This window comes from Mesorhizobium sp. C264A (genome assembly GCF_040324515.1).
GTDB lineage: Bacteria > Pseudomonadota > Alphaproteobacteria > Rhizobiales > Rhizobiaceae > Mesorhizobium.
In genome coordinates, this window is the sequence record NZ_JAMYVY010000002.1 from 2,031,867 (window position 1) to 2,050,957 (window position 19,091).

19 protein-coding genes are annotated in these 19,091 nt (G+C 63.2%); 8 read left to right on the top strand and 11 right to left on the bottom strand.

The window, feature by feature from the left end:
- Positions 1 to 125 precede the first annotated feature (125 nt).
- The 4 genes from ugpB (at position 126) to NKL04_RS29030 (ending at position 4,319) form a co-directional block, all read left to right on the top strand.
- Positions 126 to 1,436, top strand: a complete 1,311-nt coding sequence (ugpB, locus tag NKL04_RS29015; protein WP_023685331.1) for a sn-glycerol-3-phosphate ABC transporter substrate-binding protein UgpB — start codon at positions 126 to 128, stop codon at positions 1,434 to 1,436.
- Between the two features lie 71 nt (positions 1,437 to 1,507).
- The gene (ugpA, locus tag NKL04_RS29020; RefSeq protein ID WP_023701408.1) at positions 1,508 to 2,392 is read left to right on the top strand and encodes a sn-glycerol-3-phosphate ABC transporter permease UgpA; all 885 of its coding nucleotides are present in this window, start codon (positions 1,508 to 1,510) and stop codon (positions 2,390 to 2,392) included.
- Between the two features lie 9 nt (positions 2,393 to 2,401).
- Entirely contained in the window at positions 2,402 to 3,250 is an 849-nt protein-coding gene (gene ugpE, locus NKL04_RS29025) for a sn-glycerol-3-phosphate ABC transporter permease UgpE (RefSeq protein ID WP_023698704.1), read from the top strand.
- 7 nt (positions 3,251 to 3,257) lie between these two features.
- The gene (locus tag NKL04_RS29030; protein ID WP_023701409.1) at positions 3,258 to 4,319 is read left to right on the top strand and encodes a sn-glycerol-3-phosphate import ATP-binding protein UgpC; all 1,062 of its coding nucleotides are present in this window, start codon (positions 3,258 to 3,260) and stop codon (positions 4,317 to 4,319) included.
- A 35-nt stretch (positions 4,320 to 4,354) separates the two neighbouring features.
- On the opposite strand, the gene NKL04_RS29035 is transcribed toward NKL04_RS29030, so the two are convergent.
- The 3 genes from NKL04_RS29035 to NKL04_RS29045 form a co-directional block, all read right to left on the bottom strand.
- A complete protein-coding gene (locus tag NKL04_RS29035) occupies positions 4,355 to 5,437 on the bottom strand; it encodes an ABC transporter ATP-binding protein (protein WP_023701410.1) in 1,083 nt (360 codons plus the stop codon).
- Positions 5,434 to 7,005: an ABC transporter permease gene (locus NKL04_RS29040; protein WP_023685328.1), complete on the bottom strand. Its 1,572-nt coding sequence runs from the start codon at positions 7,003 to 7,005 to the stop codon at positions 5,434 to 5,436. The genes NKL04_RS29035 and NKL04_RS29040 overlap by 4 nt, the downstream gene beginning before the upstream one ends.
- A gap of 154 nt (positions 7,006 to 7,159) precedes the next feature.
- Positions 7,160 to 8,167 carry an iron ABC transporter substrate-binding protein gene (locus NKL04_RS29045; RefSeq protein ID WP_023685327.1) on the bottom strand — a complete coding sequence of 336 codons (1,008 nt, stop codon included), beginning with the start codon at positions 8,165 to 8,167 and terminating at the stop codon, positions 7,160 to 7,162.
- A gap of 204 nt (positions 8,168 to 8,371) precedes the next feature.
- On the opposite strand from NKL04_RS29045, the gene NKL04_RS29050 reads away from it, so the two are divergent.
- From NKL04_RS29050 to NKL04_RS29060, 3 genes are all read left to right on the top strand, one after another.
- Positions 8,372 to 8,923, top strand: a complete 552-nt coding sequence (locus tag NKL04_RS29050; RefSeq protein ID WP_023685326.1) for a sigma-70 family RNA polymerase sigma factor — start codon at positions 8,372 to 8,374, stop codon at positions 8,921 to 8,923.
- 1 nt (position 8,924) lies between these two features.
- Positions 8,925 to 9,563 (top strand): NrsF family protein, encoded by a 639-nt coding sequence (locus tag NKL04_RS29055; RefSeq protein ID WP_023685325.1) that lies wholly within the window; start codon positions 8,925 to 8,927, stop codon positions 9,561 to 9,563.
- Positions 9,564 to 9,774: 211 nt separating this feature from the next.
- Positions 9,775 to 11,700 carry a PAS domain S-box protein gene (locus NKL04_RS29060; RefSeq protein WP_245271423.1) on the top strand — a complete coding sequence of 642 codons (1,926 nt, stop codon included), beginning with the start codon at positions 9,775 to 9,777 and terminating at the stop codon, positions 11,698 to 11,700.
- 27 nt (positions 11,701 to 11,727) lie between these two features.
- Here the strand turns inward: NKL04_RS29060 and NKL04_RS29065 are convergent, their stop codons facing one another.
- The 7 genes from NKL04_RS29065 to NKL04_RS29095 form a co-directional block, all read right to left on the bottom strand.
- Positions 11,728 to 12,606, bottom strand: a complete 879-nt coding sequence (locus tag NKL04_RS29065) for a 3-hydroxybutyryl-CoA dehydrogenase (protein ID WP_023671668.1) — start codon at positions 12,604 to 12,606, stop codon at positions 11,728 to 11,730.
- A 120-nt stretch (positions 12,607 to 12,726) separates the two neighbouring features.
- Positions 12,727 to 13,656: an electron transfer flavoprotein subunit alpha/FixB family protein gene (locus NKL04_RS29070; protein ID WP_023671669.1), complete on the bottom strand. Its 930-nt coding sequence runs from the start codon at positions 13,654 to 13,656 to the stop codon at positions 12,727 to 12,729.
- A 20-nt stretch (positions 13,657 to 13,676) separates the two neighbouring features.
- A complete protein-coding gene (locus NKL04_RS29075) occupies positions 13,677 to 14,426 on the bottom strand; it encodes an electron transfer flavoprotein subunit beta/FixA family protein (protein ID WP_023671670.1) in 750 nt (249 codons plus the stop codon).
- Between the two features lie 215 nt (positions 14,427 to 14,641).
- Entirely contained in the window at positions 14,642 to 15,442 is an 801-nt protein-coding gene (locus NKL04_RS29080) for a rhomboid family intramembrane serine protease (RefSeq protein ID WP_023701412.1), read from the bottom strand.
- A gap of 31 nt (positions 15,443 to 15,473) precedes the next feature.
- Positions 15,474 to 16,055: a cob(I)yrinic acid a,c-diamide adenosyltransferase gene (locus NKL04_RS29085; protein ID WP_023671672.1), complete on the bottom strand. Its 582-nt coding sequence runs from the start codon at positions 16,053 to 16,055 to the stop codon at positions 15,474 to 15,476.
- Between the two features lie 19 nt (positions 16,056 to 16,074).
- Positions 16,075 to 16,266, bottom strand: a complete 192-nt coding sequence (locus NKL04_RS29090; RefSeq protein WP_023671673.1) for a twin transmembrane helix small protein — start codon at positions 16,264 to 16,266, stop codon at positions 16,075 to 16,077.
- Between the two features lie 24 nt (positions 16,267 to 16,290).
- Positions 16,291 to 17,157, bottom strand: a complete 867-nt coding sequence (locus NKL04_RS29095; RefSeq protein ID WP_081726921.1) for an SDR family oxidoreductase — start codon at positions 17,155 to 17,157, stop codon at positions 16,291 to 16,293.
- 60 nt (positions 17,158 to 17,217) lie between these two features.
- Here NKL04_RS29095 and NKL04_RS29100 point away from each other — a divergent pair, with 60 nt between their 5' ends.
- The gene (locus tag NKL04_RS29100) at positions 17,218 to 18,069 is read left to right on the top strand and encodes a YihY/virulence factor BrkB family protein (protein WP_023671675.1); all 852 of its coding nucleotides are present in this window, start codon (positions 17,218 to 17,220) and stop codon (positions 18,067 to 18,069) included.
- On the opposite strand, the gene NKL04_RS29105 is transcribed toward NKL04_RS29100, so the two are convergent.
- Entirely contained in the window at positions 18,066 to 18,941 is an 876-nt protein-coding gene (locus tag NKL04_RS29105; protein WP_031209441.1) for a DMT family transporter, read from the bottom strand. The two genes, NKL04_RS29100 and NKL04_RS29105, sit on opposite strands and share 4 nt — an antisense overlap.
- Positions 18,942 to 19,091 lie beyond the last annotated feature (150 nt).

Below are 19,091 nucleotides of genomic sequence, written 5' to 3' on the forward strand. Positions count from 1 at the left end.
GGCGCGAAGTTAGCCGGGTATGAAATTCACGAAACAGCAACAAATCCGTTGTCCGATTGTCATCAGAGACACATATTGCGTTCGCGGGAGCGCCCCTTTCGCCAATGACAAACGGGAGATGAAACATGAAGTTGTTCGGCTTTGCGGCCGGTGTTGCCGCCACCTTGACCCTGCTTTCCACCACCTCCGCCTTCGCCGCCACCCAGATCAGTTGGTGGCATGCAATGACCGGCGCCAATGCCGAGGTGGTCGACAAGATCGCCAAGGATTTCAATGCCAGCCAGAGCGACTATGAAATTCTCCCTGTTTTCAAGGGCACCTATCCCGAAACGCTGAATGCCGGCATCGCTGCCTTTCGTGCGGGGCAAGCGCCCGACATCATCCAGGTGTTCGACGTGGGTACCGGCGTCATGATGGCCGCCGAAGGTGCGATCAAGCCGGTGGCCGATGTGCTGACCAGCGCCGGCGTGACCTTCGACAAGAGCCAGTATTTGCCCGGCATCGTCGGCTACTATTCGAAGCCGGACGGGACCATGCTGTCCTTCCCCTATAATTCCTCGTCGCCCATCCTCTACTATAACAAGGATATCTTCCAGAAGGCCGGGCTTGATGTGAACAATCCGCCAAAGACCTGGAACGAGGTGTGGGAAGCCGCCAAGAAGATCAAAGCGAGCGGCGCCGCTTCCTGCGGCTATACCTCGACGTGGTTGACCTGGATCCACCTTGAGGCCTTCGCTGCCTGGAACGACGTTTCCTATGGCACCAACCAGAACGGACTTGCCGGAACCGACGTCGAGCTCAAGATCAATGCGCCGATCTTCGTCAATCATTTCCAGGCGCTCGCCGACCTGGCCAAGGACGGCACCTTCAAATATGGCGGCCGTACATCCGAAGCCAAGCAGATCTTTCTTGCCGGAGAATGCGGCATCTTCACCGAATCGTCGGGGGGTCTCGGTGACATCGTCAAGTCGGGCATGAACTACGGCATCGGCCAGCTTCCCTATGATAGTGACGCCAAGGGCGCGCCCCAGAACACCACGCCGGGCGGCGCCAGCCTGTGGGTGTTCGGCAACAAATCGGACGAGGAATACAAGGGCGTCGCGGCGTTCTTCTCCTACCTGTCCAAGACCGAAGTGCAGGAGTATCTGCACCAGAAGTCGGGTTATCTGCCGGTGACGCTCGCTGCCTATGAGGCGACCAAGAAGTCCGGCTTCTATGACAAGAATCCGGGCCGTGAGACGCCGATCCTGCAGATGCTGGGCAAGGCGCCGACCGAGAACTCGAAGGGCGTGCGCCTCGTCAACCTGCCGCAGGTGCGCGACATCGAGAACGAGGAGTTCGAGAAGATGCTGGCCGGCCAGCAGACTGCGCAGCAGGCGCTCGACAACGCGGTCGCACGCGGCAACAAGGCGATTCAGGAAGCGATCGGAAACTGAAGCGATTTGTCAGTTGAACCTCGTCCACGCGGACCCGCGTGGACGATTTCCTGCACAGCGAGGGAATCACCCTGTCTCCACGCGTCGTCTTTCCCAACAAGACCCTGCCTTATCTGCTGGTGGCGCCGCAACTCGCCATTACGCTGATCTTTTTCTACTGGCCGACGGGGCAGGCGCTCTACCAGTCGATGCTCAGGGGAGACCCGTTCGGGCTGAAGAGCAAGTTCGTCGGGCTCGCCAATTTTCGCAAGGTGCTGGCCGACCCGGCCTACCTCAACTCGATCAAAGTTACGCTGGTGTTCTCTCTGGCGACCGCGATGGTCGCCATGGGTGTGGCCCTGTTGCTTGCCGTCATGGCCGAGAAGGTGGTGCGCGGCAAAGGCCTTTATCGCACGCTGCTGATCTGGCCGTATGCGGTGGCGCCGGCGATTGCCGGCATGTTGTGGCTGTTTCTGTTCAACCCCTCGATCGGTTCGCTGGCCTACGCGTTGAGAGGTCTCGGCATCGCCTGGGATCCCTTGCTTAACGGAAACCAAGCCATGATCCTGCTGGTATCTGCGGCTGCCTGGAAGCAGATCAGCTACAATTTCCTGTTCTTCGTCGCCGGGCTGCAGGCGGTGCCGAAGACGTTGATAGAGGCGGCGGCCATGGACGGCGCCGGGGAGACGAAGCGCTTCTGGACCATCGTCTTCCCGCTGCTCGCACCGACGACCTTCTTCCTGCTGGTCGTCAACACTGTCTATGCGCTGTTCGACACTTTCGGTATCGTTCATGCCGTCACCGGCGGCGGGCCAGGCAAGGCCACCGAGACGCTGGTCTACAAGGTCTACAATGACGGTTTCGTCAATTTGATCCTCGGCGATTCGGCCGCGCAGTCGGTCATCCTGATGGTCATCGTCATCTCACTCACGGCCATCCAGTTCCGCTATGTGGAACGCAAAGTCCACTACGGTTGAGCGCGAGCGATGATTGGTCAGTCCCCGCTTCGCGCCCTCATCGCCCACGCCGTGCTCATCCTGGGCATCCTGATCGTCGCTTTCCCGATCTACTACACCTTCGTTGCCTCCACGCAGACGCTGCAGACCATCCTCAAGCCGCCATTGCCTCTTTTGCCCGGCGACCAGGTCTGGAACAATTACAGCGAGGCGCTGTTCGGCGGTGTCGGCCGCATCGGCGGCGTCAGTGTCGGCCGATTGCTGCTCAACACCACGATCATGGCGCTCGGCATCGCGGTGGGGAAGATTTTCATCTCGATCCTTTCGGCCTATGCGATCGTGTTCTTCCGTTTTCCGCTTCGGATGGTCTTCTTCTGGCTGATCTTCATCACGCTGATGCTTCCCGTCGAGGTGCGCATCCTGCCGACCTACAAGGTGATGGTCGATCTCGGCATGATCGACACCTATGCCGGCCTGATCATTCCGCTGATCGCCTCGGCCACCGCCACGCTTCTGTTTCGCCAGTTCTTCATGACCATCCCAGGTGAGTTGGTGGAAGCGGCGCGTGTCGACGGCGCCGGACCATGGCGATTCTTTTTCGACATCCTGCTGCCGCTGTCGCGCACCAACATCGCGGCGCTGTTCGTCATCCTCTTCATTTATGGCTGGACGCAGTACCTGTGGCCGCTGCTCGTCACCAACAGCAATGACATGAACACCATCGTCATCGCACTTAGAAAGATGGTCTCCTTCGCCGATGCCGATACCCAATGGCATCTGGTCATGGTCACCGCGATGCTGGCCATACTGCCGCCGATCCTGATCGTGGTGCTGATGCAACGCTGGTTCGTGCGCGGACTTGTCGATTCCGAAAAGTGAGAAGCTGATGGCGACCGTCGATCTGAAGGATGTGAAGAAAGTCTATCCCGGCGGCGTCGAGGCGGTGAGGGGTGTCTCGATCGCCATTCCCGACAAGGAGCTTTGCGTGCTGGTTGGGCCGTCCGGCTGCGGCAAGTCCACGCTGCTGCGGATGATCGCCGGGCTTGAGACCATTTCTTCCGGCACCGTCGCTATCGACGGCAAGATCGTCAACACGATCGGTCCGACCGAGCGCGACATCGCCATGGTGTTCCAGAACTATGCGCTCTACCCGCATATGAAGGTCTACGACAACATGGCCTACGGGTTGCGCAACCGGGGTACTCCCAAGGACGAGATCGACAGCAGGGTTCGCTCGACCGCCAAGGTGCTGGAACTCACGGCGCTGCTCGACCGGCGCCCACGCGAGCTTTCCGGCGGCCAACGCCAGCGCGTGGCCATGGGTCGCGCAATCGTGCGCAATCCGAAAGTCTTCCTGTTCGACGAGCCGCTTTCCAACCTCGACGCCAAACTGCGCGGCCAGATGCGGGTTGAAATCAAGAATTTGCAGCGCTCGCTCGGTGTCACCTCGGTCTACGTCACCCACGATCAGCTTGAGGCGATGACGCTGGCCGATATTCTCGTCGTCATGAATGGCGGATTGGTCGAGCAGACGGGCGCGCCGCTTGACATTTACGAGAAGCCGGCCTCGACCTTCGTCGCCTCCTTCATCGGCGCGCCCCCGATGAACCTTTTGCCTCTTTTGCAAGCATCGGCTGGTCCAGCGCTGATTGATGGCAAGACGATTGACTTTGCGCCCACGAACGCCGCCACGCTTGGCTTCCGCCCTGAGGATGCCGACGTCACCTTCAGTGCCGAGGCATCATCCGGCGCGCTTATTCTGCCTGCGGCGGTCGAGGCGGTCGAACCTGTGGGAGCCGAAAGCTTTCTTCACTGTGCCGCCGGCGGCAACCGCATCGTCGTGCGTGTGGCCGGCCGCGCCACGGCCAAACCCGGCGATCAACTGCGCGTCGTGGCCAGGGCCGAGAAGCTGCATTGGTTCGACAATGCTGGGAAACGAGTCGATTGACGCAGCCGCTCGCGCCAATCCGACGCATCGGCAGTTCAGGCGAAGACATGCGCCTTGCCGGAGACGGTCAGGCGCACGATCTCGCCGACGGAAGGCGCGTCGATACCCGGTTTGCGCAGGATCAGCGGCGTGCTGCCTATTGCCGCGGCGTCGGGCGGATCGGGGTTGTTCAACAGCCGCACGGCAATGGTGCACATCGAGCCTGCGAATTCCGAGTCCGTCACCTCGGCGAATATCGTGCCCGCAGGACCCGACATGCCTTCGCGCGACGTGCGCTTTACCTGCACCTGCTCCGGTCGCAGCATGATGCGGGCGATGTCGCGCCGCTCCTTCGAGTCGACGGCTATGCGACCAAGCGAGGAGGTGGCGAAGCCGCCTGAAATCTTTGCCGGCAAGATGATGGCGTCGCCAAGAAACTCGGCAACCATGCGGTCTTTCGGCTGCAGATAGAGTTCTCGCGGTGTGCCGATCTGAGAGAACTTTCCGTCGCGCATGACCGCCACCTGGCTGGCGAAGGACAGCGCCTCGGCCTGGTCGTGGGTGACCAGGATGGTGGTGATGCCGGCGGCTTCGAGTAGTTCGGCGACCGCCTTGCGCATCGAGGCGCGCAGACCAGTGTCGAGCGCCGAGAACGGTTCGTCGAGAAGCATCAGCCTGGGCTTCATCGCCATGGCGCGGGCCAGCGCCACACGCTGCTGCTGGCCGCCGGAGAGCTGGTGCGGGCGGCGCTTGAGGATCGCCTTGTCGAGCCCGACGGTATAGGCGAGCTCGGCGATGCGCTCGGCGCGCTGGTCCTCGCCGCGGGCCATGCCAAAGCCGATATTGTCGCCGATGCTGAGATGCGGGAACAGGGCGCCGTCCTGCGCCACCAGGCCAATGCCGCGGCGGTGCGCCGGCACCGCATGGCCGCCATTGGCCAGCACCTCGCCGTCGAGCACGACGCGGCCCTGGTCGGGCGCCTCGAAGCCGGCGATCAGCCGCAGCAACGTCGTCTTGCCGCAGCCGGACGGGCCGACGATCGCGGTGCGACTGCCGCTTGCGGCGCTGAGCTCGATGCCGGCAAGGGCTGCGACCGGGCCGTAGTGCTTGGTGAGGCCATTGATTTCGAGAAAGCTCATCGCCCGGCCATCCGTTTCGACTGGACATAGAGCAGCCAGGTCAGCGGCAGCGACATCGCCACCATGATGAAGGCGTAAGGGGCGGCGGAGGCATAGTCGATCTCGCCGCTATAGGACCAGAACGCCATGGCCAGCGTGCGCGTGCCGTTGGGCGCCAGCATCTGGGTGGCGGTCAGCTCGTTCATGATGCCGAGCGCGACCAGCGCCATGCCGGCCGCAGCCCCCGGCGCCGACAGGCGAATCGTTGTCGACCAAAGCGCCTTCAGCGGCGGCCGGCCAAGGCTGGCGGCGGCGCGTTCGAGCTCGACCGGCGCCTGTGCGATCGAGGCTCTGAGGCTGATCAAGGCGCGCGGCAGGAACATCAGGGCATAGGCGACGAGGATTGTGAACAGCGTCTGGTAGAGCGGCATGGCGATGCGCACGGTAATGGTGACCAAGGCCAGCGCGATGACCACGCCGGGCAGCGAACCGACAATGTAGTTGCAGCCTTCGAGCAGCCGCTGCAGCGGTCCCGGCGCGCGGATCGAGATCCAGGCCATCGGCATGGCGGCGATGGTCGCAAGCAAGGCGCCGGCCAGCGCCAGGAACAGCGTCTGGCCCAGCGCCAGGCCGATCTCGTCCAAACGCCAGACATCGGCGCCGCCGGCGACCAGCCAGCGGCCGATGGTGACGAAGGGCACGCCGATGGCGAGCAGCGTGGTGACGGCAGGCAGAGCCAGGCAAGCCAGCGTGGCGCGCCCGAGCCTCGAGCGCTGCCGGTGGCGCGCCGCGCCTGAGCCGACGCGGGCATAGCGCTCTTCGCCGCGCACCAGCACCTCCAGAGCGAGCAGCACGAAGCAGCATGTCACCAGGACGCCGGCCAGCATGTTGGCGGCGGGGCCGTTGAAGGTCGACTGGAACTGGTCGACGATCGCGGTGGTGAAAGTGTCGAAGCGGATGAAGACATAGAGGCCATATTCGGCAAGCAGATGAAGTCCAACCAGCAGCGCACCGCCGCAAATGGCGAGCCTGAGCTGCGGCAGCACGACGCGCCAAAACACGCGCCATGGTCCGAGGCCAAGCGCTGCGGCCGCATCTTCCAGGGCGGGATCCAGCCGGCGCAATGCGGCCGCTAGTGGCAAATAGAGGAATGGGAAATAGGCAAGGACCGACACCAGCACGCCGGCCCACAGGCCATGCAGTCCCGGGACCAGGGTAATCCAGGCATAGGAGTGCACGAAGGCGGGGATGGCAAGCGGCGCGACCGACAGCCAGGCCCAGAGGCGGGCGCCTGGCAGGTCGCTGCGCTCGGTCAGCCATGCCAGCGTCACCGACAGCACGGTGGCGATCGGCACGGTGAGCGCCACCAGAAGCACGGTGTTGACCAGAAGTTCGCCGACGCGCGGCCGGAAGACCAGGGCCGAAGCAGTGTCCCAGCCGATCTGCACGCCGATCCAGATGATGAACGCCAGCGGCAGCAGCGACAGCAGCGAGACAATTATGGCGACAAGCGCGATCCAGGACATGGGCTTCCGGCGGGACCGCCCGACTGTCTGGCCTGAACGTGCGAGATCGACCGCAGTTTGCATCAGCTCGACCGCGCCACTGCCGCCGGGGCGGGGGCGCCGCAGGCGCGGCCGGAAACGCAATGTGTCGTCATGGACAATGCCATCTCGAAAACAGAGCGCTCCTGCGGAAAGTCCGGCAGGAGCGCAATCGTTGCCCTTTTAGGACGAACCCAGCCTAAAGCAAGCCGGCTGCCGTCATCAGGTCCGTCACCTTTTTGGAGTTCAGTGTCGCCGGATCGACCTTCGGCGCCTGCAGGTCGGCCAGCGGCACCAGCTTGGGATTGGACTGCGCGTCCTTGCCGATAGCGTATTCGAAGGACGTGCCGGTCTTCAGCACGTCCTGGCCGCCTTTCCCGGTCACCCATTTGAGGAACGCCTGGGCTTCCTTCGGGTGCTTGCTCGAGGCGAGCACGCCGCCGCCGGAGATCGAGACGAAAGCGCCGGGATCCTGGTTCTTGAAATAATGCAGTTCGACGTTCTTGCTGTTTTCGCCGGTCTTTGCCTGATCGCCGAAATAGTAATAGTGGTAGATGATTCCGCCTTCGATCTCGCCGGCATTGACCGCCTTCATCACCGTGCCGTTGCCCTTGTAGGCGGTGAAATTCTCCTTCATGGCCTTCAGCCAGTCGGCGGTTGCGGCTTCGCCCTTGAGCTCGAGCAACGCGCTGACGATGGCCTGAAAATCGGCGCCGGAAGGCGAGGCTGCCCAGCGGCCTTTCCAGCTCGGATCGGCGAGATCGAGCATCGATTTGGGCAGCTTTTCGGCCGTGAGCTTGGTTTTGTTGTAGGCAAAGACGGTGCTGCGCGCCGCGACACCCACCCATCTGCCGCTGCTCGGCTGGAATTCGGCCGGGACTTGCGCCAGCGTGTCGGCGTCGACCGGCGCGAAAAGGCCCGCCGCTTCGACCAGGGTCATCGCCGGCGAGTTTTCGGTCAGGAACACGTCGGCCGGCGAAGAAGCGCCCTCGGCGACGATCTGGTTGGAGAAATCGCTGTCGCCGCCATTGCGCAGCGTGACCTTGATGCCGGTTTCCTTGGTGAAACCTTCGACCCATTCCTTGGCCAGGCTCTCATGCTGGGCGTTGTAGACGATGATGCCGGCATCCGCGGCCATCGCCGGCCCGGCGATCATGCTCACGGCCAGCGCTGTGGCCCCCGCTAGGGTGGAGAGCGTGTATCTCATGGCGTCATCCTCAATCTCGGTGGTTCTGGTTTCGCAGGCTGCACCTATCGATACCTGACAGCAGTAGTCAACATTGCTCGGCTGCTTCAATCGGTCGCCGCTCCCGCAAACTTTCGTGATTTTGCGGCACTTTGGCTTGGACATCATTTCGCCGGACACGTAACAAATCGGTGCCGAGGCGCGAAGATCGGGGAGTGAACTCTTGTGAGCGGCAAGGATGAGGCCGAGCTTTCCCGGCTGATGCGGGCCGCGATCGCGGGAGATGAAAGGGCCTACGCCGACTTTTTGCACCGGATCGCCGCGCTGGTTCGCGGCTTTGCGAGGCGCAAGATCGTACAGGGCGGGGTCGATCCCGAGGATGTTGTGCAGGAAACCTTGCTGGCCATTCATGTGAAACGGCATACCTGGCGCCAGGACGCGCCGGTGTTGCCATGGATCTATGCGATAGCCCGCTTCAAGCTGATCGATGCTTTCCGGCGGCGCGGACGGCGCATCGAAATCGAGATCGACGAGATCGCCGAGACCTTTGCCGAGCCGGAAACCGAGACCGTCAGCGAACGCGACATCAACCGGGCGCTGGACGGACTGCCGGCTGCGCAGCGTTCCGTCGTTTCTTCGATCTCGGTCGACGGCCGCTCCATCGGCGAGACGGCGGCCACGCTCGGCGTCAGCGAGACGGCGGTGCGGGTGTCGCTGCATCGCGGGCTTGCCGCGATCGCCAAGCGATTTGGGCAGGGGCGCTTCGGGCGGCAGTGACATGAGGACGGAGGATCTCATCAAGGCACTCGACGCCGACACAAGCAGCAAGGCGATGCCGCTGCGCTCGGCCTGGTTGATGGCGGCGGCAGCCGCGGCGGTGATCGCGGCTCTGGTCTTCTTTCTCACCATCGGCCCGCGTCCCGACATCATGACCGCCATGCACACGATGCGGTTCCTGGCGAAGTTCGTGTTCACCATCGTGCTCGCCGTCACCGCCTTTGGCCTGGTCCGGGCGTTGTCGACGCCGGGCGCTTCGACGGCAAGAGCCGCGGCCTGGATGCTGGCGGCGCCGCTGCTGGTGGCCGTGGCGGTGGCTCTCGAACTGTTCATGGTGCCGGAGCCGATGTGGAGCACGCGCATGGTCGGCTCCAACATGATGATCTGCATGGGCTTCATCCCGCTGATCGGCATCGGCCCGCTTGCCGTCTTCCTGTGGATGCTGCGCTATGGCGCGCCGACGCGGCCGGTGTTGGCCGGGGCGGTCGCGGGACTGCTCGCCGGCGGCCTGGCGGCGACCTTCTACGCCGCGCACTGCTTCGACGATTCGCCGCTTTTCGTCGCCAACTGGTACACGCTCGCCATCGCCGTCCTCGCCGGTCTGGGCGCGCTCGGGGGACGGTTCTTCGTGCGCTGGTGACCGGGCCGTTCAAGATCGCCCAATAATCACCGATCCTTAATCATGCCGGGAATTGTTTGCGGGTTCACCGTGTTGCCGGTGGCTCCGGCGCAACCTTTCCTTAAAATCGATCATCCAGTGTTTTTTGCAGAAATGTGTTGCGCATGGGGTGGCATGCACAGTGATGCGACGAGAGCGAAAAAGCCTGCGGGCTGACAGTCAGGTGGCTTTGGTGCTTGCGGCCGGAGGGCTTTGCGCTGCCGTGGTCGCGCTCCTGCTGTCGCGGCTCGATGTCAGCGCCGAAGTGCTGAAACTCTGCCTGCAGATATCGGTGCCGGTCGCCGCCGTTGCGCTGATTCTCGCCGCCCTGTTCATTTACCGGATACTGGACGACCGCCGGCAGATCGCCGAAAGCGAGCAGCGTTTCCGCCGCGCCATGGAGGATTCGGCGATCGGCATCGCCATTGTCGGCCTCGACGGCCGCATCCATGAAACCAACCCGGCCTTCGCCGCCATGCTCGGCTATAGCAAGCAGGAGATCGAGGCGCTGACCTTCTTCCAGATCACCCATCCCGACGATGTGCAGATCGGCCGTGAGACGATGGACGGCATGCGGGCGGGCACCGTCAACGCCTTCCACTTCGAAAAGCGCTACCTCAGGAAGGACGGCACGCCGGTATGGGCCCATCTTGCCGGTTCCGTCATTCGCGACGAGAAGAGCGGGAGCCCGCTCTACCTGGTCTCCCAGATCGAGGATATCGATGCGCGCAAGCAATCCGAGGCGCGCATAGCCGAGGCCGAAACGCGCTGGAATTTTGCCCTGGCCAGCGCCGGACAAGGCGTCTGGGATCTTGATATGCGGAAGGGCGGCACCACCTACTCCGCCACCTGGGTGAAGATGCTGGGCTATGCCGATGGCGAACTGGACGGCGACCCCGACCGCTGGCTGGCGATGATCCACCCCGACGATCGCGAAAACGTCGCCGAAGCCGATCGTGCCCATCTGGAGGGCAGGACACCGTTCTTCGAAGCCGAGTTCCGGATGCGCCACAAGGATGGCCACTGGGTCTGGATCCTCGACCGCGGCAAGACGCTCGAACGCGACAAGGACGGACGGCTGGTCAGGGCCATCGGCAGCCTGACCGACATCACCCAGCGCAAGCAAACCGAGGAAAGCCTCATCGTATCGGCGGCAATGCTGGCCGACGAGAAGGAGCGGCTGAGGGTGACGCTGCAGTCGATCGGCGACGCCGTCATCTGCACCGATGCCGCAAACCGCATCACCTTCATGAACCCTGTCGCCGAAAAGCTCACCGGCGTTGTTGGCGCAGAGGCGCTCGGCAAGACGCTTGGCCATGTCTACTGGGCGGTGGACGAAGAAACCGGGCAAAGGATCGGCATGACGCGGCCGGCGCTCGGCAGCGCCAGCCCTGTCGACCAGAACAGTCGCGCCGTCCTCATCCGTCGCGACGACACACGCTGCAGCATCCGCCAGGTGGTGTCGCCGATCATGAACGACCGCCAGGAGTTCTGCGGTCTTGTCATTGTCTTCCAGGACTTCACCGATGCGCGCGCCTTGCAGCGCCAGCTCGCCTATGCCGCCGCGCATGATGCGCTGACTGGCCTTGCCAACCGTTCGAGCTTTATCCGCACCATGGAGGAACTGGTCGACCGGAGCCGCAAGGCCGGCACAGCCAGGCCGGCGGGCGAACATCATTTCATGTTCATCGATCTAGACCATTTCAAGCTGGTCAACGACACTGGCGGGCACGCCGCCGGCGACGCCTTGCTGAAGCGGGTTGCCGAGGCCATTCGCGGTGCGCTTGGGCCGGAGGATATCGTGGCCCGCCTCGGCGGCGACGAATTCGCGGTCATCCTGAAAGCCGGGCCGAGCGCCGGCGCCAGGATTGCCGCACGCTCGGTCATCGACGCCATCCGCGGCCTGCAGTTCAGCTGGGACGGCCGGCCGCATGCGATCGATGCCAGCATCGGGCTGGCGCCAATCCACAGCAACAGCGGTGAAGTCGACGAGATCATCGCCCGGGCCGATGCTGCCTGCTATGCGGCCAAGGCCGCCGGCCGCGGCTGTGTTTCCGTGGCGCCTGACGATACCGGGTCAAGAGGCCAAGCAGAGCCGCCGCTTGCAGCGGCGTCCTGAGGGAGCACGGAACTTTCGTTCTGGTGGTTAGCGCGTCGGAACCGGATGCTCGCCGCGATAGTCGTAGAAGCCGCGCCCGGTCTTGCGGCCGAGCCAGCCGGCCTCGACATATTTCACCAGCAGCGGGCAGGGGCGATATTTCGAATCCGACAGGCCGTCATGCAGCACCTGCATAATCGACAGGCAGGTGTCGAGGCCGATGAAATCGGCGAGCTGCAGCGGTCCCATCGGATGGTTGGCGCCGAGCCGCATGGCGGTGTCGATGGCATCGACCGAGCCGACCCCCTCATAGAGCGTGTAGATCGCCTCGTTGATCATCGGCAACAGAATGCGGTTGACGATGAAGGCCGGAAAATCTTCAGAGACGGTGATGGTCTTGTCGAGCTGTTTCACATAGGCCTTGGCCGCCTCGAAGGTCTGATCCTCGGTAGCGATGCCGCGCACCAGTTCGACCAGCTTCATCAGCGGCACGGGGTTCATGAAATGTATGCCGATAAAACGCTCGGGACGGTCGGTCTGCGCCGCAAGCCGGGTGATCGAAATCGACGAGGTGTTGGTCGCCAGAATGGCTTCCGGGTTGAGCTGGGGACAGAGCTGCGCGTAAATCTTGCGCTTGACCGTCTCGTCCTCGGTCGCCGCCTCGATAACCAGATCGGCACCGGCGAGATCAGCCATGGTGGGGGCTGCGGAAATGCGCGCCATCGCTTCGTTACGCAGCTTTTCCTCAAGCTTGCCGGAGCCGACCTGACGGGCCATGTTGCCGCTGACCGTGGCAATGCCCTTCTCGATACGGTCGGGCGAGACGTCGTAGATCAGCACCTTGAAACCCGAAAGTGCTGATACATGCGCGATGCCGCCGCCCATCTGGCCGGCGCCGATGATGCCGATCGTCTCGATCTTGGCCATTTGCAGCGATCCCGTCGAAAAGGCCTTTGCGGCCTGCTTTTTGTGCAGTGCAAACTAAAAGGGTGGGGCAGCTTCGTCTACCCCACCCTTTCACAATTTAATACGCTTTGGCAGAGAGCGTCAAAGCGCCTTTTGCAGTTCCGGCAGGATGACGAACAGGTCGCCGACCAGGCCGTAATCGGCAACCTGGAAGATCGGCGCCTCTTCGTCCTTGTTGATGGCGACGATGACCTTCGAATCCTTCATGCCAGCAAGGTGCTGGATGGCGCCGGAAATGCCGACGGCAATATAGAGGTCCGGCGCCACGACCTTGCCGGTCTGGCCGACCTGCCAGTCATTCGGGGCGTAGCCGGCGTCGACGGCAGCGCGCGAGGCGCCGACGGCTGCACCGAGCTTGTCGGCGACCGGCAGGATGACTTCCTGGAACTTTTCCGAGGAGCCGAGCGCGCGGCCGCCCGAAATGATGATCTTTGCCGAGGTCAGCTCCGGACGGTCGGTTTCCGAGAGTTTGTTCTCGACGAAAGTGGAGAGGCCGGGATTGGCCGCGGCCTTGACCGTCTCGACAGCTGCCGAGCCGCCCTCGGGGGCAGCCTGGAAGGAGGCGGTGCGCACAGTGATGACCCTCTTGGCGTCGGTAGACTGCACCGTCTGGATCGCATTGCCAGCATAGATCGGCCGCTTGAACGTGTCTGGTGAAACCACTTCGATGATCTCGGAGACTTGCGCGACATCGAGCAGGGCCGCCACGCGCGGCGCGACGTTCTTGCCCGACGAGGTCGCCGGCCCGATTATGGTGTCGTAGGCGCCGGCCAGCGAGACAACGAGTGCGGCGAGCGGTTCGGCGAGGCGCTCGGCCAGTTCGTCGGCCTCGGCCAGCAGCACCTTGCTCACGCCCTTGAGCTTGGCGGCGGCGTCGGCAGCGCCTTTGGCGCCTTTGCCGGCGACCAGCACATGCACGTCCGAACCGATCTGCAGCGCCGCCGAGAGCGCTTTGGCGGTCTGGTCGGAAAGAGTTGCGTTGTCGTGTTCTGCGATGAGGAGAATGGTCATTTTATCTGTTCCTTCCAGTCTCAGAGCACGCCGGCTTCGTTCTTCAGCTTGTCGACCAGTTCGGCGACGCTCTTGACCTTCACGCCCGCCTTGCGGCCGCTGGGCTCCTCGGTCTTGAGCACCTTCAGGCGCGGCTTGACGTCGGCGCCGTAATCGGCCGGGCTCTTTTCGTCGAGCGGCTTCTTCTTGGCCTTCATGATGTTGGGCAGCGAGGCGTAGCGCGGCTGGTTGAGGCGAAGATCGGCGGTGATGATCGCCGGCATCTTTAGTTCCACCGTCTGCAGGCCGCCATCGACTTCGCGCGTCACCTTGGCCTTGTCGCCGTCGAGCACGACCTTGGAGGCGAAGGTGCCCTGTGCCCAGCCGAGCAGGGCGGCCAGCATCTGGCCGGTCTGGTTCGAGTCATCATCGATCGCCTGCTTGCCGAGGATCACGAGGCCGGGCTGCTCGGCGTCGACGACGCCCTTCAGCACCTTGGCGACGCCGAGCGGCTCGGTCTGTTCATCTGTCTTGACCAGGATGGCGCGGTCGGCGCCCATGGCGAGCGCGGTGCGGAGCGTTTCCTGCGCCTGCTGCGGGCCGATCGAAACGACGATGATCTCTTCGGCCTTGCCGGCTTCCTTCAGCCGGAGTGCCTCTTCCACCGCGATCTCGTCGAACGGGTTCATCGCCATCTTGACATTGGCGAGTTCAACCGCCGAACCATCAGCCTTGACGCGAACCTTGACGTTCGCATCCACAACCCGCTTCACGGGCACAAGGATCTTCATTTGCCTGTCACCTCTCCTGAGATATCCGGGCGCGCTATAGCAGCGTGCGCCTCCGCAGAGTTGTCGAAAGCCGACATTCCTGACTGAATTGCGGCCAAACGGAATCCTGGCCGGACGAATTCTGGTCTTCTGCCGCCTAGCGGTGGCGCTCTCCGTAGTTGTGGCGACGCAACACGTCAATATGCCACGGCAGCGGCCAAACCACTCAAATCGGTTCAGTTGTGACCGGAAGCGCCACCCCGGCCCCAACGCGTCTCAGGTTGCACGGGAGCCGGACCGGCTGGCGCCGGCCCAATAGAAGCGGCTGGCTGATCGGCGGGTTCCGGCTCGCCGTCGTCACCGGCGAGCAGCGGCACGCCGCGGCTGCGCATGATGAGCACCAGCACGCCACCGGCAATGATGCCGCCAATATGGCAGGCCCAGGATATCTGGTTTTCGCCGCCGGCGGCAAACATCACCACCTGGAAGCCGATCCACAGGATCAGCGGGATGAAGGCCGGGATACGCAGCGGAATCCGGGCAAAGACCAGCACCCACACTTTCACCCGGGGGTAGAGGACCAGATAGGCGGCGACGACGCCGGCAATGGCGCCGGAGGCGCCGATCAGCGGAACCTCCGAACTCCAGGCGACGAGCCCCTGCAAGAAGGCGCCGGCGATGGCGCAAAGCAGGTAGAAGATGAGGTAGCGGATGTGGCCGAGTGCGTCCTCGACATTATCGCCGAACACCCACAGGAACAGCATGTTGCCGCCGAGATGAAAGATATCGGCATGCAGGAAGGCATAGGTGAGGTAACTCAGGCTCTCCGGAATGACGACGAATTGGGGCGAGAGTTCTGCCGTATCGTGGACAACGGAAGGAATAAAGCCGAGGCCGAGCACGGCGGCATTGTTGAAATTTTCGCCGCCGATCGTGGTGATGAGAAAGACCAACGCGTTGGCCGCGATCAGGCCGATCGTCACATATTGCAGCCGGATGTGGCGCAACCTGTTGGAGTCGTAAAGCGGGATGAACATGCCCCAAGCCCTTTCCCGCCTTCGAGAAAATTCAGCGGTTCTTGCCGGGCACCCATAACACGTCGGCATTTCCGTTGTCATTGACCGCACGGGCGGCGACGAACAGAAAGTCGGAGACGCGGTTTATGTATTTCAGCCCCTCGCGATTGACATGTTCGGCCGGGTCCTGCGCCAGCGCCACCATGATCCGCTCGGCCCGTCGCGCCACGGTGCGGGCAAGATGAAGTGCTGCCGCCGCCGGCGTGCCGCCATTGAGCACGAAGGATTTGAGCGGCTGCAGATCCTTGTTGAGAAGGTCGATATCCTTTTCGACGCGGTCGGTCTGCGAGGCGATGATGCGCAGCGGCTCGTAGCCCAGCGGCTTGCCGTCGTCGGGCACGGCGAGATCGGCGCCGAGGTCGAACAAATCGTTCTGGATGCGGGACAGCATGGCGTCGATGGCGGGATAACTTGCCGCTGTGTGCAGGCGGGCGATACCGATGCAGGCATTGGCTTCATCGACGGTGCCGTAGGCATCGACGCGCAGGTCGGATTTCAGCCTGCGTTCACCGGTGCCGAGGCCAGTGGTGCCGTCATCGCCGGTGCGGGTGTAGATCTTGTTGAGCTTGACCACGTCGCCTCCCGAACGGCCGTCACTTGCGGGTGAAATACACCACCAGCAGGATCAGTGCCAACGCCAGCGCCTGCAGCAGCACGCGTGCCTGCATCAGCTTGTTCGAGCTCACACCGGAGCCGCCGCGCATCATGTTGATGAGGCCGCGGACAAGCACGATCACCACGGCGACCATGACGAGGACGAGGAGGACTTTGATGACGGTTGCCATGATCTGTTCCCAGTTCTGTTGCGATCAGGCGCGTCCGGCCAGAACGCGGTAGAGCATCGATGCCGGCAGGATGCGCTTGAGCATCACGCCGATTCTGGCCGGCACTGTTACCACATAGTGCGGGCGCGGGCGCCGCGACAGAAGAGCATGGCGCAAGGCCGCATAGACCACCTCCGGCCCCTTTTTCAGCGGCGATGAACTGCCGCCGGCCCGAAGCCGCGCCAGTTGCGCGGCATAGGCGACGTGGTGGACGGAATTCTCGTGGTCGATGTTCTTCAGGAACCAGAACAGCCCGTTGCTGGCGATTTTCGAGGTCACCGGCCCCGGTTCGATCAGCGAGACATGGATGCCGCTGCCCCTGAGTTCCTGCTGCATGCACAGCATCAGGCCTTCGATCGCGTGCTTGGAGGCTGAGTAGGCGCCGCGAAAAGGCACCGGCGCGAGCCCAAGGATCGAGGAACAATGAACGAGGCGGCCATGTCCCTGGCGACGCATTACCGGTACGATGCGTCGGGTGAGGTCGTGCCAGCCGAAGAAATTGGCCTCGAACTGCTCGCGCAATGCCGCAACCGGCAGGTCTTCCACAGCGCCGGGCTGTGCATGGGCGCCGTTGTTGAACAGGGCGTCGAGGCGTCCGCCTGTCCGCTCCTGCACCGAGCCCACAAGGGCTTCGATAGAGTCCGGCTCACGGTAATCGAGGTAAAACGCCTCGATGCCGTCGGCTTCAAGTGCGGCTATGTCATCCGGCTTGCGCGCCGTTGCAAACACGCGCCAGCCATCCGCCTTCAGCGCACGGGCGCAGTAGGCGCCTATCCCGGACGAGGCGCCGGTGACGATGATGGTGCGCAACTCTTTGGCAGGCGGCATCGTGGTTTGAGCAAGGGTTGCCATTTGCCACAATCCCTTCCCATATTCGCGGCGTCGAGACAATCGAAGGGAACGCGGCTCTTGATGCGGAATATCGTCGTGCTGCGCCGCGTGCTCTATGACGCGCTTGGCCATTTCAACACCGATGACGGCTGGGCCATGGCCAGCCATCTGGCGATCACTTCGCTCATGGCGCTGTTCCCGTTCCTGATCTTCGCCACCACGCTGGCGAGCTTCCTCGGCGCGCAGGCGTTCGCCGATACTGCCGTGCACCTGGTCTTCGACACCTGGCCCGAACAGATCGCCAAGCCTATCGCGCGCGAAGTGCTCAACGTGCTGACCGTGCGGCGCACCGATCTTTTGACCTACGGCGTGCTGCTGGCGGCCTATTTCGCCTCCAACGGCATCGAGGCGCTGCGCACCTCGCTCAACCGCGCCTACCGCGTCGCCGAAACGCGCGGCATCATCTACCGCCGGGTGCAGAGCATTTTCTTCGTGCTGATCGCGACGGCCGGTTTCCTGGCGATCAGCGTGCTCCTGGTCTTTGCGCCCTTGCTGGCGCGGCTGGCGGAAGCTCATTTCGAGTGGATCAAACCCTATACGGGCACGATCACGCTGTGGCGTTACGTCATCGCCTCAACCGTCATCATTGGTGGCTTGTTTGCCGTCCACTATTGGCTGCCGGCGGGCAAGCGCCGCTTTGTCTCGCTGGTGCCTGGCATCATCTTCACTCTGGCTGCGTGGCTTGTCGGCTCGACGATGTTCGCGACCTACCTCGACCATTTCTCGTCCTATGTGACGACCTATGCCGGCCTCGCCTCGATCATGATCGCCGTGGTTTTCCTCTATATGCTGTCGGCGATCTTCATCCTCGGCGGCGAACTCAATGCGGCGATCAGCCGCTTTCTCGAAGCGCGCGCGCGTGTCGGCAGCTAGGTTTTGGCTGGCCGAGCCGTGGCCAGCCCGACGCCGAGCGTCGCGATTGCCATGCCAACGATCTGCACGAGGCTGAGCCGTTCGCCGAACAGCGCCCAGGCGATGACAGCGGTGACGGCCGGCACCAGGTAGAACAGCGACGCGACCTTCGACATCTCGCCGTCGCGAATCATCACCATCAGCAGGAAGATGGCGCCGATCGACAGCACCAGGACCAGCCAGGCCATGGCGAAGATCAGTTCCCCGTTGATGATCACCGTATGGGTCTCAAGGGCCAGCGAGGCCAGGATCATCAGCGAGCCGCCGCCGATATATTGCCACATCGTCGCCGCCACCAGGTCGCCACCCGAGGCATAGCGCTTCTGCCAGATGGTCCCGGCGCTCATGCCCAGCACCGAGACCAGCGACGCCGCCAGGGTTTCGGGCGTAACGCCGCCGCCGAGAGCGCCGAGCTTCGGCCACAGCACGATCATCACCCCCACAAGGCCGACGGCAAGGCCGGCCCAGTGGCGCGGCAGGATGGCCTCGCCGAGGAATCGGCCGGCAAGCACGGCGGTGATCAGTGGCTGCAGGCCGACGATCAGCGCCGAAAGCCCGGCGGGCATGCCCCTGTGGATCGCCCAGAACACCGCGCCGAGATAGATGCCATGCATGAGGATGCCGGCGACCGTGGCGTGAAGCGCTTCTGCCCTTGTGGCTCGCTTCGAGCCAAGCACGAGCATCAGGCCGGCGAGCAGCAAGGCGGCGATGACAAAGCGGGCCGCCAAAAAGGTGAAGGGCTCGGCCCAGGGCATGGCGTAGCGCGCGCCGATGAAACCTGTCGCCCACAGGACGACAAACGAGGCGGGGATGAACCGCTTGAGACTGTGCATTTTCGGGGAAGCCGTTTCCGGTGGAGAGGTCCGATTCGGTGAAGAGACAAATACGGCAATTGCTCTAATGCGGTTCAATCCGGCAAGCAAAGCGAAACAATTGGTACATAAGTTCATCCTGATGTAGGAGGTGGTCGAATTCAAAGGGCG

Bases quoted from the DNA above. Each gene is read 5' to 3' on its own strand.
- ugpB (WP_023685331.1), top strand. From the start codon at position 126: ATGAAGTTGTTCGGCTTTGCGGCCGGTGTTGCCGCCACCTTGACCCTG.
- ugpE (WP_023698704.1), top strand. From the start codon at position 2,402: ATGATTGGTCAGTCCCCGCTTCGCGCCCTCATCGCCCACGCCGTGCTC.
- NKL04_RS29030 (WP_023701409.1), top strand. From the start codon at position 3,258: ATGGCGACCGTCGATCTGAAGGATGTGAAGAAAGTCTATCCCGGCGGC.
- NKL04_RS29035 (WP_023701410.1), bottom strand. From the start codon at position 5,437: ATGAGCTTTCTCGAAATCAATGGCCTCACCAAGCACTACGGCCCGGTC.
- NKL04_RS29040 (WP_023685328.1), bottom strand. From the start codon at position 7,005: ATGCAAACTGCGGTCGATCTCGCACGTTCAGGCCAGACAGTCGGGCGG.
- NKL04_RS29045 (WP_023685327.1), bottom strand. From the start codon at position 8,167: ATGAGATACACGCTCTCCACCCTAGCGGGGGCCACAGCGCTGGCCGTG.
- NKL04_RS29055 (WP_023685325.1), top strand. From the start codon at position 8,925: ATGAGGACGGAGGATCTCATCAAGGCACTCGACGCCGACACAAGCAGC.
- NKL04_RS29065 (WP_023671668.1), bottom strand. From the start codon at position 12,606: ATGGCCAAGATCGAGACGATCGGCATCATCGGCGCCGGCCAGATGGGC.
- NKL04_RS29070 (WP_023671669.1), bottom strand. From the start codon at position 13,656: ATGACCATTCTCCTCATCGCAGAACACGACAACGCAACTCTTTCCGAC.
- NKL04_RS29075 (WP_023671670.1), bottom strand. From the start codon at position 14,426: ATGAAGATCCTTGTGCCCGTGAAGCGGGTTGTGGATGCGAACGTCAAG.
- NKL04_RS29080 (WP_023701412.1), bottom strand. From the start codon at position 15,442: ATGTTCATCCCGCTTTACGACTCCAACAGGTTGCGCCACATCCGGCTG.
- NKL04_RS29090 (WP_023671673.1), bottom strand. From the start codon at position 16,266: ATGGCAACCGTCATCAAAGTCCTCCTCGTCCTCGTCATGGTCGCCGTG.
- NKL04_RS29095 (WP_081726921.1), bottom strand. From the start codon at position 17,157: ATGGCAACCCTTGCTCAAACCACGATGCCGCCTGCCAAAGAGTTGCGC.
- NKL04_RS29100 (WP_023671675.1), top strand. From the start codon at position 17,218: ATGCGGAATATCGTCGTGCTGCGCCGCGTGCTCTATGACGCGCTTGGC.
- NKL04_RS29105 (WP_031209441.1), bottom strand. From the start codon at position 18,941: ATGCACAGTCTCAAGCGGTTCATCCCCGCCTCGTTTGTCGTCCTGTGG.